Origin of the sequence: Pseudonocardia sp. CA-107938 (assembly GCF_050936315.1) — a bacterium.
Classification (GTDB): domain Bacteria; phylum Actinomycetota; class Actinomycetes; order Mycobacteriales; family Pseudonocardiaceae; genus Pseudonocardia.
Map to the genome: position 1 here is coordinate 3,509,701 of NZ_JBNJNA010000001.1, position 13,399 is coordinate 3,523,099.

13 protein-coding genes and 1 other annotated feature are annotated in these 13,399 nt (G+C 70.2%); of the genes, 7 read left to right on the top strand and 6 right to left on the bottom strand.

Annotation, left to right across the window (positions count from 1 at the left end; genetic code table 11):
- Positions 1 to 5: 5 nt before the first annotated feature.
- Positions 6 to 920 (bottom strand): N-acetylglucosamine kinase, encoded by a 915-nt coding sequence (locus ACQEVB_RS17510; RefSeq protein WP_432972167.1) that lies wholly within the window; start codon positions 918 to 920, stop codon positions 6 to 8.
- Positions 921 to 1,018: 98 nt separating this feature from the next.
- Here ACQEVB_RS17510 and ACQEVB_RS17515 point away from each other — a divergent pair, with 98 nt between their 5' ends.
- The 6 genes from ACQEVB_RS17515 to ACQEVB_RS17540 are packed head-to-tail and all read left to right on the top strand — an operon-like array spanning position 1,019 to position 7,721.
- Positions 1,019 to 1,996, top strand: coding sequence for a MurR/RpiR family transcriptional regulator (locus tag ACQEVB_RS17515; RefSeq protein ID WP_432972170.1), 978 nt, complete (start codon positions 1,019 to 1,021; stop codon positions 1,994 to 1,996).
- Complete coding sequence (locus ACQEVB_RS17520; RefSeq protein WP_432972173.1) at positions 1,993 to 2,766, top strand: sugar isomerase domain-containing protein; 774 nt, start codon at positions 1,993 to 1,995, stop codon at positions 2,764 to 2,766. Before ACQEVB_RS17515 ends, ACQEVB_RS17520 begins: the two co-directional genes overlap by 4 nt.
- 31 nt (positions 2,767 to 2,797) lie before the next feature.
- Positions 2,798 to 4,219 carry an N-acetylglucosamine/diacetylchitobiose ABC transporter substrate-binding protein gene (ngcE, locus tag ACQEVB_RS17525; RefSeq protein WP_432972176.1) on the top strand — a complete coding sequence of 474 codons (1,422 nt, stop codon included), beginning with the start codon at positions 2,798 to 2,800 and terminating at the stop codon, positions 4,217 to 4,219.
- 10 nt (positions 4,220 to 4,229) lie between these two features.
- Entirely contained in the window at positions 4,230 to 5,117 is an 888-nt protein-coding gene (locus tag ACQEVB_RS17530; protein WP_432972179.1) for a carbohydrate ABC transporter permease, read from the top strand.
- The gene (locus ACQEVB_RS17535; protein ID WP_432972182.1) at positions 5,114 to 6,019 is read left to right on the top strand and encodes a carbohydrate ABC transporter permease; all 906 of its coding nucleotides are present in this window, start codon (positions 5,114 to 5,116) and stop codon (positions 6,017 to 6,019) included. Before ACQEVB_RS17530 ends, ACQEVB_RS17535 begins: the two co-directional genes overlap by 4 nt.
- Positions 6,020 to 6,071: 52 nt before the next feature.
- On the top strand, positions 6,072 to 7,721 hold the full coding sequence (locus ACQEVB_RS17540) for an ABC transporter family substrate-binding protein (protein WP_432972185.1): 1,650 nt from the start codon (positions 6,072 to 6,074) through the stop codon (positions 7,719 to 7,721).
- A 326-nt stretch (positions 7,722 to 8,047) separates the two neighbouring features.
- Here ACQEVB_RS17540 and ACQEVB_RS17545 read toward each other — a convergent pair.
- The 4 genes from ACQEVB_RS17545 to ACQEVB_RS17560 all read right to left on the bottom strand — a co-directional run bounded on the left by ACQEVB_RS17545 (position 8,048) and on the right by ACQEVB_RS17560 (position 11,514).
- A protein-coding gene (locus ACQEVB_RS17545; RefSeq protein WP_432972188.1) for an IS3 family transposase occupies positions 8,048 to 9,324 on the bottom strand; the annotation gives its coding sequence in 2 pieces (ribosomal slippage) (positions 8,048 to 9,024 and positions 9,024 to 9,324; 1,278 coding nt in all).
- Positions 8,903 to 9,034: a sequence feature (AL1L pseudoknot), on the bottom strand. Its footprint overlaps the gene before it by 132 nt.
- A 17-nt stretch (positions 9,325 to 9,341) precedes the next feature.
- Positions 9,342 to 10,472, bottom strand: a complete 1,131-nt coding sequence (locus tag ACQEVB_RS17550) for a DUF222 domain-containing protein (RefSeq protein ID WP_432972191.1) — start codon at positions 10,470 to 10,472, stop codon at positions 9,342 to 9,344.
- Positions 10,473 to 10,858: 386 nt separating this feature from the next.
- Positions 10,859 to 11,227 (bottom strand): DoxX family protein, encoded by a 369-nt coding sequence (locus ACQEVB_RS17555; RefSeq protein WP_432972194.1) that lies wholly within the window; start codon positions 11,225 to 11,227, stop codon positions 10,859 to 10,861.
- Positions 11,224 to 11,514, bottom strand: coding sequence for a hypothetical protein (locus ACQEVB_RS17560; RefSeq protein ID WP_432972197.1), 291 nt, complete (start codon positions 11,512 to 11,514; stop codon positions 11,224 to 11,226). Before ACQEVB_RS17560 ends, ACQEVB_RS17555 begins: the two co-directional genes overlap by 4 nt.
- A 75-nt stretch (positions 11,515 to 11,589) precedes the next feature.
- On the opposite strand from ACQEVB_RS17560, the gene ACQEVB_RS17565 reads away from it, so the two are divergent.
- The gene (locus ACQEVB_RS17565; protein WP_432972200.1) at positions 11,590 to 12,480 is read left to right on the top strand and encodes a LysR family transcriptional regulator; all 891 of its coding nucleotides are present in this window, start codon (positions 11,590 to 11,592) and stop codon (positions 12,478 to 12,480) included.
- A 12-nt stretch (positions 12,481 to 12,492) separates the two neighbouring features.
- Here the strand turns inward: ACQEVB_RS17565 and ACQEVB_RS17570 are convergent, their stop codons facing one another.
- A complete protein-coding gene (locus tag ACQEVB_RS17570; RefSeq protein ID WP_432972203.1) occupies positions 12,493 to 13,377 on the bottom strand; it encodes a helix-turn-helix domain-containing protein in 885 nt (294 codons plus the stop codon).
- Between the last annotated feature and the right edge of the window lie 22 nt (positions 13,378 to 13,399).

The following is a 13,399-nucleotide window of genomic DNA, read 5'->3' on the forward strand; positions in this document are numbered from 1 at the left end:
ACGTTCTACCGCGGAGGGCACCGGGTCAGCTCCCGGGCGAGGCGGGCCGCGGCCAGGGCGCCGTCGCCGGCGCGGCGCACGCAGCCGGGCCAGCGCCGGTCCAGCTCGGTGCGCAGCGCGACTCCGACCGGCCCGTCGCTCCCGGCCACTCCACCTGCGACGACGAGCGGCGTGACGTCGCCGTCGGGGCGCAGGGCGGCGAGCGAGCCGACCAGCCCGGACACCGCGGCGTCGACGATCCGGCCGGCCACGGCGTCACCGTCGGTGGCCGCCGCGGCCACGAGCGGCGCCAACCGGGCGAGCGCGACGGGTGGCCCGGCGTGCACGGCCGCGATGATCGCCCCTCGCAGCTCGGCCGCCGGCGCACCGCGCGGGAGCAGTGCGGCGGTGACCGCGGGCAGCAGGGCCGTGGGCACGCGGCGGTCCTCCAGGGCCGCCAGCGCCGCCTGCACCGCGGCCCGGCCCAGCCAGAACGCGGACCCGGTGTCGCCCAGCAGCCAGCCGTGCCCGTCGACGGAGTCGGCCAGCTGCCACTCCGTGACGCGCCCCGCGGTCGCACCGGTGCCGGCGACGAGCACGCAGCCGTCCGGTTCGTCGCTGCCGGCGGCGTAGGCGACGACCACATCGCTGACCAGCAGAGGTGGGCTGCACAGCCCGGCCCGCGCGGCGACAGCGGCGGCCATGTCGCTCGCGCAGCCGAACCCGGCCAACCCGATCACGCTCGCTGCGACGCGGTCGGCGGGCGTGCTGCCCAGCGCGGCGACGACCGTGCCGGCGAGCGCGTCGACGGCGGCGTCCCAGGGATGGGACACGGGGTTGCCGCCGCCGCCCTCGGCCGCCCCGACCGGATGACCGCTGCTGTCGGTCACGGCGACCCGGGTGCGGGTCCCGCCGGCGTCGACGCCCAGGTAGAGATCCACTTCCGGCCTCCGGTAAACGTTTCGTGACGAGGTCTTGACAGTGAACCCCGTTCGGTGGAAATTTTCACCACCTCGCCGACCCCCGAAAGGTTGTTTTCATGGCAGTGCCGGCCGGACCTGAACCCGCAGAGGCGGGCGCCGGTCAGCTGCTCGTCCAGCTGCGTGGCCGGTTGCCCGGCCTCTCGGGGGCGTTGCGGCAGGTCGCGGACGTGATCCTGGACGACCCGGAGTGGGCCTCCCGCGCCACGATCGTCGAGCTGGGGGAGCGGAGCGGCACCTCGTCGGCCACCGTCACCCGGTTCTGCCGCACGATCGGCGTGGCCGGCTACACGGAGCTGCGCGTCGGCATCGCCACCGAGCTCGGCCGGGCCGCCCAGGCCGGCTGGGAGGTCGGCATCGGCGCCGACGTGCTGCCCGACGACCCGCTCGACCGCGTCATGCGCACCCTCCTCGCCGTCGACCTGCGGGCCATGCAGGAGACGGCGGCCGCGCTGGACATGCGGGCCGTCGCCGCCGTCGTCGAAGGCGTGATCGGGGCCCGCCGGGTCGACTTCTACGCCATCGGCGGCAGCGCGGCGGTGCTGGAGGACATGCAGCTGCGCATGCACCGCATCGGGATCGCGTCCTGGACGTGGTCCGACGTGCACAACGGCCTGACCAGCGCCGCGCTGCTGCGCCCCGGTGACGTCGCGATCGCGCTCTCGCACAGCGGGCGCACCACCGAGACCGTCGAGATGCTCGCGCAGGCCAGGGCGCGTGGCGCGCTCACGGTCGCGCTCACCAACTTCGTGCCGTCGCCGATCGCGGACGCCGCCGACCACGTGCTGTCCACGTCGGTGCGCGAGCCGTCGTTCCGCTCCGGCGCCATGTCGGCGCGGCACTCCCAGATCCTCGTGCTCGACCTGATCTACCTCGCCGTCGCGCAGCGCATCCACGAGCAGGCCACGGAGGCGTTCGCCGTCACCGCGGACGCGGTCGCGGGCCACCGCACGCCGACGACGTCCAGCGGCGTGCGCACCGGCCACGGCGGCGTGCTGCTGTCGCCGATCAGCCAGCCCACGGAGGGAGCCCGATGACCGCGCAGGAGACGCGCCGGGCCCCGATCTCCGCCGCGGCGTTCGCGGCGGCTGCCGGGCAGTCCGTCGTCGAGGTGGCGGCAGCCCAGGCAGAGGCCGTCTCCGCGGCCGCTCGTCTGGTGGTCGAGGGCCTGCGCGCAGGTGGGGTCGTGCAGGCCTTCGGCACCGGGCACTCGCAGGCGCTGGCCATGGAGATCGCCGGACGGGCCGGCGGCCTGGTGCCCACCAACATGATCGCGCTGCGCGACCTGGTGCTGATCGGCGGCGCCGACCCCGACGTGCTCACCGATCCCCTGCTCGAACGGGACCTCTCGGTCGCGCAACGGCTGTACGACCTGCACGCCATCGACCCGCGGGACGTGTTCGTGATCGCCTCCAGCTCGGGCGGCAACGGCGCGGTCGTGGAGTTCGCGCAGGTCGTCAAGGCGCACGGGCACCCGTTGATCGCCATCACCTCGCTGCAGCACAGCAGCCGCATCACGTCGCGGCACCCGTCGGGCAAGCGGCTCTTCGAGCTGGCCGACGTCGTGCTCGACAACCACGCCCCGTACGGCGACGCGCTCCTTCAGAGCGGGGACGTGCGGGTCTGCGCGATCTCGTCCATCACGGCCGCGCTGCTCGCGCAGATGGTGGTGGCCGAGGTGGTCGCCGCCCAGCTCGCCGCGGGCGAGCTGCCGCCCGTCTACCTGTCGTCGAACGTGCCAGAGGGCGACGAGCACAACCGGGCTCTCGAGGCCCGCTACGCCGGTCGCATCCGACGCTCTGCTTGACCTGCCCGCCCAACTGATCCGGAGATCGAAAATGACAGCTGGCCTCGACCGCAGGCAGTTCCTCCAGCGACTGGCCGCTGCCGGCCTGCTCGCCGTGCCCGCCACCGGCGTGCTCGCCGCGTGCGCCACCGGCGGCGGCGGTGGCGCCCCGTCCGGCGGGGCCGCCGGCGCCGTCAGCGCCACCAACCCGCTCGGCGTGGCCGCCGACGCCCCGCTCGACGTCGTCATCTTCAACGGCGGCTACGGCGAGGGCTACGCCAAGGCACACGAGGCCATGTACACCCAGGCCTTCCCGCAGGCCAAGGTCAACCACACCGCCACCACGCAGATCAGCCAGGAGATGCAGCCGCGGTTCGTCGGCGGCAACCCGCCCGACGTGCTGGACGACTCCGGCGCCCAGAAGATCGAGTACGCCAACCTCGTCAACGAGGGCAAGCTCGCCGACCTCAGCAAGCTGCTCGACGCCCCGTCGATCGACGACCCGAACGTCAAGGTCCGCGACACGCTGCTGCCCGGCACCATCGAGCAGGGCACGTTCGGCGGCAAGTTCTACGGCGTCAACTACGTCTACGAGACCTACGCGATCTGGTACTCGAAGCCGCTGTTCGCGAAGAACGGCTGGACACCGCCCACCACGTGGGACGAGATGATGGCGCTCTCGGAGAAGATCAAGGCGGCGGGCATCTCGCCGTTCGCGTACGGCGGCACCAACGCCGCGGACTACGTGATCGACCTCAACCTCGGCGCCGCGATCAAGCAGGGCGGCCTCGACGTCGTCAAGAACATCGACAACCTGAAGCCGAACGCCTGGAAGCAGGCGCCGATCGTGCAGGCCACGCAGGGCATCGAGGAGATGGTGAAGAAGGGCTACTTCCTCCCCGGCTCGGAGGGCCTCAAGCACACCGAGGCGCAGACGGCGTGGGTGCAGGGGAAGGCCGCGTTCTACGTGTCCGGCTCGTGGATCGAGAACGAGATGAAGACGATCTCGCCGCCCGACTTCGAGATGACCGTGCTGCCGGTGCCGGTGCTCGGCCCGGGCTCGGCCATGCCGGCCACCGCGCTGCGCACCCAGCCGGCCGAGTTCTTCGTCGTACCCAAGGACGCCAAGAACGTCAACGGCGGCATGGAGTACCTGCGGATCATGCTGGGCAAGAAGGGCGCGGCGGCGTTCGCGACCGAGACGGCCTCGGTGCCCGTCGTGAAGGGCGGCACCGACGCCGTGACGAAGAAGACGCCGGCGCTGGCGTCGCTGTCCACCGCGCTCGGCGCGGCGGGCACCAACGTCTTCAACTGGCAGTTCCGCACCTGGTACGCGCCCTTCAGCGCGGCGCTCAAGACCGAGACCGGCAACCTGCTGGCCGGGCGCAGCACCGCCGACCAGTACCTGTCGGCCCTGCAGGCGGTGTCCGACAAGGTCGCGGGCGACTCCAGCATCACCAAGTACAACCGCTGAGAGGTACACCGTGCGCCACGGCAAGTACCCGTTCATCGTCTCGTTCCTGGCCATCCCCCTGCTGCTCTACGTCGTCTTCGTGGTGTCGCCGTACGCCCAGGCGTTCTACATCTCGGTGACCGACTGGAAGGGGTTGTCGAACACGCAGAACTTCGTCGGGCTCGCCAACTACGGCGAGCTGCTGTCCGACGGCCTGTTCTGGCGGGCGATGAGCCACAACCTGGCGATCCTGATCGTGGTGCCGGTGTTCGTGCTCGGGCTGGCCCTGCTGTTCGCCTCGGCAACGGCGATCAGCAGGGTCCGCGGGTCGCGGTTCTACCAGGTCGTCTACTTCTTCTCGCACGTCCTGCCCGTGGTGATCGTGGGCATCCTGTTCGCGTTCCTCTACAACCCGCAGGCGGGTCTGCTGAACGCGGTGCTGCGTGCCGTCGGTCTGTCCTGGCTGACCAGGGCGTGGCTGGGTGACACCACGACCGCGCTGCCGGCGGTGATGGCAGTGATGATCTGGAGCGCGGTCGGCTTCTATTACGTGCTGTTCTCGGCGGCGATGAAGTCCGTGCCCCGGGACGTCTACGAGGCGGCCACGCTCGACGGGGCCGGCGCCTTCCGCACGTTGACCTCGATCACGATCCCGATGATCTGGGAGAGCGTGCAGGTCTCGGCCGTGTACCTCGGCATCGCCGCGCTGGACGGCTTCACGCTGCTGCAGACGATGCTGCCCGACGGCGGCCCCGACCGCTCCACCGAGGTGGTGGCGCAGTACCTGTACCGCACCGCGTTCACCGAGGGTCGGTTCGGCTACGCGTCCGCCATCGGGGTGGCGCTGTGCTTGATCACCCTCGTCCTGGCGGTCCTCGTCATGCGCTTCGCGCGCCGGGAGCAGGTGGAGTACGCATGAGTGTCTCGACCGTCAAGGCACAACCGGCACGGCCGGCGCCCGTGCGCATCGCGCCTCCCGCCGACGGTCCGTCGGTGGGGGAGCGCACGACGGGAGCCTTCTCCCGGGCGTTCCTGGTGGTGTGGGCGATCATGGTGGTGGCGCCGCTGCTGTGGGCGCTGCTGACGTCCTTCAAGTCCGACCAGGAGATCTTCACCAACCCGTGGGGCCTGCCGGCGCAGTGGCGGTTCGACAACTTCGTCCGCGCCTGGACCGAGGGCGGCATCGGACCGTACTTCATCAACAGCCTGATCGTCGTCGTCTGCGCGACGCTGCTCGTGATGCTGCTCGGCGCGATGACCGCCTACGTGATCGCCCGGTACACCTTCCCCGGCCGGGACGTCCTGTACTACGCGTTCATCGCCGGGATGGCGTTCCCGATCATCCTCGTGCTGGTGCCGCTGTTCCTGGTGGTGCGCAACCTGGGGCTGATCGCGAGCTACCCCGGGCTGATCCTCGTGTACGTCGCCTATGCGCTGCCGTTCACGGTGTTCTTCCTGGTCGGCTTCTTCCGCACCCTGCCGGGCTCGCTGATCGAGGCCGGGCTGCTGGACGGCTGCTCGCACGCAGGCGTGTTCTTCCGGATCATGCTGCCGCTCGCGCGGCCGGGCATCATCAGCGTCGGGATCTTCAACTTCCTCGGGCTGTGGAACCAGTTCATGCTGCCGCTGGTGCTGATGCCGGCCAAGGACAAGTACGTGCTCTCGCAGGGCCTGGCCATCCTCGCGGCGAACCAGGGCTACCGCAGCGACTGGAGCGCCCTGTTCGCCGGGTTGGTGATCGCGATCCTGCCCGTGCTCGTCGTCTACGCCGTCTTCCAGCGGAAGATCCAGGAGGGTCTGGCGTTCGGCGGATTCAAGTAGGCGATCATGGGTGGCGGCCCGTTACGCCGTTTCCCGTACCCGAGAGGTCGCCATGCGTCGCCTGTTGCCTGCCGCTGCCCTTGCGCTCGCTGCTGTGCTCGCCGCTTGTGGTGGACCGCCGGCACCGCCGGCCGCGGTGTCGGACCAGGCCCAGTACGACCCGCAGCCGTACGAGAACCTGCGCGACGGCGGCACCCTGACCGTCGGGGTGCGGGAGATCCCGGCGCAGCTCAACACGTTCCACGGGGACACGTCGGGCTGGTCGGAGAACCTGTGGCCGTGGAACAACCCGGTGCTCGTCACGTACGCCGTCGACGGCACGCCGCAGTTCAACCCCGACTACCTGACCGACGTGCAGCAGGAGACGGTCGACGGCAACCTGCGCGTCACGTACACGATCAACCCGAAGGCGCACTTCAACGACGGCACGCCGCTGGACTGGACGACGTTCGAGGGCACGTGGAAGGCGGTCCGCGGGGCTGATCCCGCCTACTTCCTGGGGGTGGTGGCCGGCTTCGACCGCATCACCTCGGTCACGCGCGGCGTCGACGACCGCCAGGCCGTCGTGACGTTCAAGGGCGGCTACGCGGGCTGGCAGGGCCAGTTCCGCAAGGTGCTGCACCCGAAGGCGACGGCGAGCGCGGACGCGTTCAACACGTCGTACGTGCAGAACATGCGCCCGGAGTGGGGTGCGGGCCCGTACGTCGCGAAGACGTACGACGAGCAGCACGGCACCGTGACGTTCGTGCGGAACCCGGAGTGGTGGGGGAAGCCGGGCAAGCTCGACACCGTCGTCTACGAGCAGCTGGAGAGCTCCGCCAGCATCAACGCGTTCCGCAACGGGCAGATCAGCTACACCAACGTCGGCACGAAGGACCGGCTCGCGCAGGTGCAGGGCATGGAGGGGATCGACCTGCGCCGCGGCAAGGCCGCGCAGACCGGCGTGATCAGCCTGAACGCGAAGTCGCCGGTGCTGACCGACGTCGCCGTGCGCAAGGCGGTGCTGGAGGGGATCGACCGCAAGCAGCTCGCCGACATCGCCGCCCAGGGCCTCGGCTTCACCGAGCCGCTGTCGGGTTCGCTGGGCCTGATCCCGACCCAGCCCGGCTACCAGGACAACCTCGCCGGCCTGCTCACGTTCGACCCGCAGCAGTCCGCCCGTGACCTCGACGCCGCCGGCTGGACCGCAGGCCCCGACGGCATGCGCGCCAAGAACGGCACGCCGCTCAAGTTCACGCTGGTGGTGGTGGGCGACGACGTGGTGGCCAAGACCCGCTCGCTGGCGCTCGTCGCCATGATGAAGACGATCGGCGTGCAGCTCGACATCCGCACCGTGCCGTCGTCCGACTTCTCCAAGGTGATCAACGGCCGCGAGTACGACATGTTCATCTGGAGCCAGGACCAGCCCGACCCCTTCGGCATGAACTACCTGTGCGACCTCTACTGCACCACGGGATCGAGCAACCTCTCCGGCACCGGCACCCCCGAGCTCGACGCGAAGCTGAAGGCCGTCCAGTCCATCTCCGACCCCGCGAAGCAGATCGAGCAGGGCAACGCCGTCGAGAAGGAGGCCCTCGCCCAGTACGGCCTGCTCACCACCACGACCCTGCCGGTCGTCTACGCCGTGAAGCACGGCCTCGCCAACGTCGGCGCCCTCCCGTTCACCGTCCCCCTGCCGGAGACGATCGGGTACGAGAAGTAGGCGGGACCTCTCGGGACGCTGCCCCGAACCCCGGCCTCGCTCGGGTGGAGCGGGAAACCTGCGGTCGGCTCCACCGCCGATCGCTCGCCCTGATGGGATGCCACAGCCCGATCGACGGTGGAGCCTGTGGCCTGCCTCAGGGCACAGAGGTGCCCTGGTCATGGCGCGGCCCACAGATCTGTCATCCAGGGTGGCGGGATGAACTCCGGTTTCCCGGAGCTCATGTCTATGCGCCACTCGGTGGCGTGGATTTGATCATGGTGTTGGCAACACAGCATGACCAGGTTGTCCAAGTGAACCGCCCTGGGTTCGCGAGAGGCTCGGGTTCAGGCCACCTCGGCTGGGTGGGCTACCCGTTGGGTGATGGTGTCAGCGTACACCATTTCCCGTTCTACGGGTGTCATGTAGTCGATTGATGAGTGGATTCTGTCGTTGTTGTACCAGTGAACCCAGTCGGCGGTCTCGCGTTCGACCTCGAGGCGTCCGGTCCAGTTTCGGCCCCGGTCACGGGTGTTGATCAGTTCGGTCTTGTACAGTCCGATCGTCGATTCCATCAGCGCGTTGTCCAGCGCGTCGCCGACCGTCCCGATCGACCCGGAGATACCGGCCTCGGCCAACGCCTCGGTCATCGCAATGGCGGTGTATTGGGAGCCGGCGTCGGAATGATGGATCAGTCCATTGGTGGTGAAACCGTAGACCGTCCGGCGTCGGGTGCTCAATGCTTGCTCCAGCGCCGAGGTGACCAGATCTGCGGATCTGTCCATCGATGCCCGCCAGCCAAGAATACGACGTGAGTACACATCGGTGATGAACGAGACGTAGCAGAACCCGGCCGCGGTCCACACGTAGGTGAAGTCCGCCACCCAGATCGCGTCCGGCTTCGTCGGCGCCGCCCACCCACGCTTGACCAGGTCGGGATGTCGCGCGGCCCGCTCGTCGCGGGTGGTGGTCCGGGTCCGGTGCGCACCGCGGCGAACACCCTGGACACCGGCGATCCGCATCAGCCGCCCAACCTGGTCCCGGCCCACGCGCAGCCCGGCACGACGGGCGACGCGCCACAGCTTCCGCACCCCGTACACCGACCTGTTCTTTCGATAGAGCGTGACGATGGCGTTCACCACATACGCTTCCTCCAGCTGCGCATCACTCACCGGCCGTGTCAGCCAGCGGTAGAACGTGCCCGGGGCGATCGTGACGCCGTGTTGCGACAGCACGGCGCAGATCGGCTCGACCCCGAAACGGTCACGATGGTCTGCGATGTACTCGCAGATCAGCGAAGTCGACGGTCGAGCTCCGCCTGGGCGAAAAACGCTGACGCCGTCTTCAAGATGTCGTTCGCGCGGAGCAATTCCGCATTCTCCGCGCGCAACCGCCGCAACTCTGCCTGTACATCATCCGCAGCCGCCACAGGTCGGGCCGATGCCGATCCCTCGCCCTCCTCGGCGCGAATCCAGTTCCGGATCGTGGACTGGTTGATATCCAACAGCGCGCCCACATGGCGACGCGCGGCCAGCTTCGAGTCACCGTGCTCACGCAACCGGTCCTGATACAGGCGCACCGCACGGGCACGTGTCTCGTCGTCGAACTTCCGGGGAGCGGACATAGCCCCAGTCTCCTTGGTTAGATCAGGAGCCTCTCCCGCGCCCAGGGCGGTTCAAAGGCCGTTGCGCCGCCGTGTTGCCACTCGATCACGTGGTGGACTTCGCACCAGGATGGTGGTCGGTCGCAGCCGGGGTGGGCGCAACCGTGGTCGCGCAGGGCGACCGCGCGACGCAGCCAGGTGGGGACGAGGCGGTGGGTGCGGCCGACGTCGAGAGGTTGGCTGTCCCCGCCCAGCACGACCGGGACCAGGTGGGCATCGCACAACAGGCGCCGCAGTTGCCCGGGGGTCAGTTGTCCCCCGGTGTCCAGCATCGCCGTACGCGCCCGGTCTTCCAGATCGTCGAGCCGAATCGTGACGGTGACCCTGGGGCGTTCCCCACCCACCTCACCGGACGCGCCGTGGTCGAGGGCGAACCCACAGATCTCCGCCAACGCCGCCGCGTTGCGCTCCGCCGCGGTGGTGCCCCGGTTCTCGGGTGTGGGTCGGGTGCGGGCTTCGATGGCGGTGCAGATCGCCGCGAACGCCAACGGGTCCTCGAACTGGCCGCGCAGCCACCCGCTGCCATCAGCGTTCGCGCCCATCTGCAGTTCGTTACGACCGGGCCGCTCATCCGGCTCCGGCCCATCCAGATCAGCCGCGGCGAGCAGCTCTTGGCCCATGACACGAACGTCGTGCGGGGTGAAGGTGCGGGCGGCCTCGCCCAGGCTGGCCTCGATCGAGATCCGGTCGGCCAGGCTGATCCGGGAGGCGGGGCGGGAGTTCATCAGCGCGGCGATGGTCTCCACGTGCCGCATCGTGGCCGCACCATCGGTGAACGCCGCCGCGGTCGCGGGCAGCACCGGCTCCAACGGAGCGCCGTCCAGGGCGACCCGCGGCCCAACGTGTTCGGCGACCGTGACATGCCGCCGGGCGGTGTCGTGGTCCCAGCCGAGCAGATCCTTCAACCCCGCGACGGTGGTGCGGTAACCCTTCTCCGCCAGGGAGCCGTCGCGTTCGACAGCCGCGATGGCGGCGACCTTCGCCCGGTCGACCTGCCGCGACACCCCCTCCAGAACGAGGAGCGCGGCGAGGGGATCGGGGCTGTCGGAGAGGGCCGTGAACGCCTGCTCGATCAGGCGCGCGGCCTGGGCGAGCGGGTTCTCGGTCATACCCTAATTCTACCCGAACACAGGTTCGAACGGCTGCCGATTATCGCAGGTCAGACACCATTTAGCGCCGGACGCGAAGCACGCCGTCGGCATCGGGGATCCTCGCAGAAGTTGAGGCGTCGTCGCAGAGGTTCGAACTCCTGCGAGGACCACCGAACCTCTGCGAAGTCACCGGATCCCCGCGAAAGAGGCTCCACCGTCGGTCGGGCGTGCACAGCAAGGCCGCGCCGGTGGTCGGGTGTCAAACACGCGGTTCGTTTGACACCCGAGCGCCGGGGTGGCATCCCGGAGGGCGACCGAGCGACGGTGGAGCCGGCCGGTAAACAGCTCCACCGGAGGGAGGGACGGGGCCCGGGGCGGAGCCCCGGAAGCAGGAACCGCAAACCTCACCCCGCAAGCTGCCCAACTGCGATGAACGCCGCGAGGGCGAGGTAGACCGCGTTGAGCCCCACGAGCTTGGGCTGCCCCAGACGGGCGTGCGTGACCATCGCGCCGATCATCAGCAGGACCCAGCAGATGGCGGTGACCGCGCCCATGATCGGCAGGATGCCGAGCGCGGCGGGCAGGATCAGGCCGGCCGCGGCGAGGAGTTCGAGCACGCCGAGGGTCTTGATGAACCCGGCGCTCGCGTCGCGCGTCCACTCGCCTCCGTGCTGCGCGGCCAGCTTCTCCTTGGGGACGAAGGTCTTGGTGATGCCGCCGAGCAGGGCGACGGCCGCCAGCAGGCCGGCCGCGATCCACAGCGCGAGGTTCATGACGATGCTCCTGTCGGTCGTGCGGGCGCGGTGCCCGCGAACGGCGATGCGTCGACGTAGCGGACCTCGTAGACGCGTTGGGCGTATTTCCGGCGGTGGCGGTGGTAGCGGTCGACGCCCGCACGGATCTCGGCCCTGCCGACGGACTCCCTGCCGATGTGCGGCCACCGCATGACACCGTCGATCGTGAACTGGGCCGCGACCCGGTCGACGTCGCGCATCAGCACCGCGTCGGTGATCTCCGCGCGCAGCGCCTCGATCTCGATGCGATCGATGATGTCGTTCATGGACCCAGCATCGGTGCAGGTCGTAGGGCGAACAAGCTAGGCTTCGGGTAGCGATTGATAACCTGGGAGTTATCTGTGGAGTTCCGCGACATCGAGATCTTCCTGACGCTCGCCGAGGAGCTGCACTTCGGTCGCACCGCCGAACGGCTGCACGTGTCCCAGGCCCGGGTCAGCCAGGCCATCCGCCGGCAGGAGCGACGCCTGGGCGTGGCGCTGTTCGAGCGCACGAGCCGGCGGGTGAGCCTGACCGAGGTGGGCAGGCGCCTGCGCGAGGACCTGCAGCAGGCCGTCGACCTCCTCCACGAAGGCCTCGCCCGCGCCGAGGCCGCCGGGCTCCGCACCGGCCAGAGCCTGCGGGTGGGCGTTTTCGGGCACGCGGGGCACGAGCTGCACCCGCTCGTCGACGCGTTCCGCTCCCGCCACCCCGGCATCGACGTCCGGTTCGGCGAGATCAACGGCTACGACGCGTTCACCAGCCTGCGCGCCGGGGATCACGACGTGAACGTCCTGTGGCTGCCCGTCGCCGAACCGGATCTCACCGTCGGGCCGACCGTGCTCACCGGACGACGGGTCCTGGCCGTGTCGGCGGACCACCCGCTGGCCCGCCGCGGCACCGCGACCCTGGAGGACCTCGCCGACGAGCACGTGGTCGACCTCGGCCCGGACGCCCCCGAGTACTGGGTCTCCTCGATGGTCCCCAGTCGCACACCGTCCGGGCGCCGGGTCCCGCGTGGCCCGGTGGCGCGGACCTTCCACGAGATCCTCCTGCTCGTCGCCTCGGGGCAGTGCGTGCACGTGTTCGGCGAGATCGCGGCCCGCTACAACAGCCCGCCCGGCATCGTCTTCGTGCCACTGGTCGATGCGCCGGCGCTCGAGTGGGCCCTGGCCTGGCGGTCGACCCACGACAGCCCGGCGATCCGGGCACTGGCCCGCACCGCTGCGGATCTCGGCCCCATCACGCTGTGAGGACGGCGGTGCTCACGCCGTGCTGCTCCGCCGGGAGCGGTACTCGCTCGGGCTCGCGCCGAAGTGGGCCCGGAAGCGGCGGGCGAAGTAGTTGGGGTCGGCCCAGCCCACGGCGGCCCCGACCACGGACAGCGGTTCGCTGCTCTGCAGCAGCCGGGCGGCGGCCGCCTCGGCCCTCAGCACCGCGAGGTGGGCCATCGGCGGCCGGCCGACGGCCTGGTGGAAGATCCGCGAGAAGTGGGCAGGACTGAGCCCGACCGCTGCGGCCAGCTCCTCGGCCCGCCACGGGCGGGCGAGGTCGTCGGTGAGCAACCGCAGGGCGTCGGTGATCGTGGGAGGCGTCGCCGCGAGGCGCTCGGACTCGGCGACCTGCGTCATGTCCAGCTCGCAGGCGAGGGTCCGCAGCAGGAGCAGCAGATGCGCGATGCGGTACGGCCGAGGCAGGTCGGCGGGCCCGGTGGCGAGTTGGTCGAGCTGCTCGTTCAGGTGCTGGAAGGCGGCCGCCCCGAGCGACACGGGGACGACGCCGTCGTCGGTCCCGCGACCCGGCCACAGCAGCAGGCGCAGCCGCGGCTCCCCGGCCAGCCACTGCAGCTCCCGTTCCAGCAGCCGTGCCTGGAAGCAGCAGTTCACGACCGCGAGCTGCACGCACCGCCGGTAGGCGTGCCAGGCTCCGGGCCGGATCACGAACGCGTCGCCCCGCCCGATCCGCCGCTCGCCGTAGAGGGTCTCGTGCACCGCGCTGCCACCGGCGACGACCGCCACTTCGACGAAGTCGTGGTCGTGCGCGACCAGCGTCTCGTCCAGCACGTGGCGGTTCACGTCGATCTCCGCGTCGAGCGGGGACGGCAACGTGGCCCATTCGAGGTGGTCGACGATCACGGTGAGGACCTCCACAGCAGGATCGTGCTAAGGATGG

Bases quoted from the DNA above. Each gene is read 5' to 3' on its own strand.
- ACQEVB_RS17515 (WP_432972170.1), top strand. From the start codon at position 1,019: ATGGCAGTGCCGGCCGGACCTGAACCCGCAGAGGCGGGCGCCGGTCAG.
- ACQEVB_RS17520 (WP_432972173.1), top strand. From the start codon at position 1,993: ATGACCGCGCAGGAGACGCGCCGGGCCCCGATCTCCGCCGCGGCGTTC.
- ngcE (WP_432972176.1), top strand. From the start codon at position 2,798: ATGACAGCTGGCCTCGACCGCAGGCAGTTCCTCCAGCGACTGGCCGCT.
- ACQEVB_RS17535 (WP_432972182.1), top strand. From the start codon at position 5,114: ATGAGTGTCTCGACCGTCAAGGCACAACCGGCACGGCCGGCGCCCGTG.
- ACQEVB_RS17540 (WP_432972185.1), top strand. From the start codon at position 6,072: ATGCGTCGCCTGTTGCCTGCCGCTGCCCTTGCGCTCGCTGCTGTGCTC.
- ACQEVB_RS17550 (WP_432972191.1), bottom strand. From the start codon at position 10,472: ATGACCGAGAACCCGCTCGCCCAGGCCGCGCGCCTGATCGAGCAGGCG.
- ACQEVB_RS17555 (WP_432972194.1), bottom strand. From the start codon at position 11,227: ATGAACCTCGCGCTGTGGATCGCGGCCGGCCTGCTGGCGGCCGTCGCC.
- ACQEVB_RS17560 (WP_432972197.1), bottom strand. From the start codon at position 11,514: ATGAACGACATCATCGATCGCATCGAGATCGAGGCGCTGCGCGCGGAG.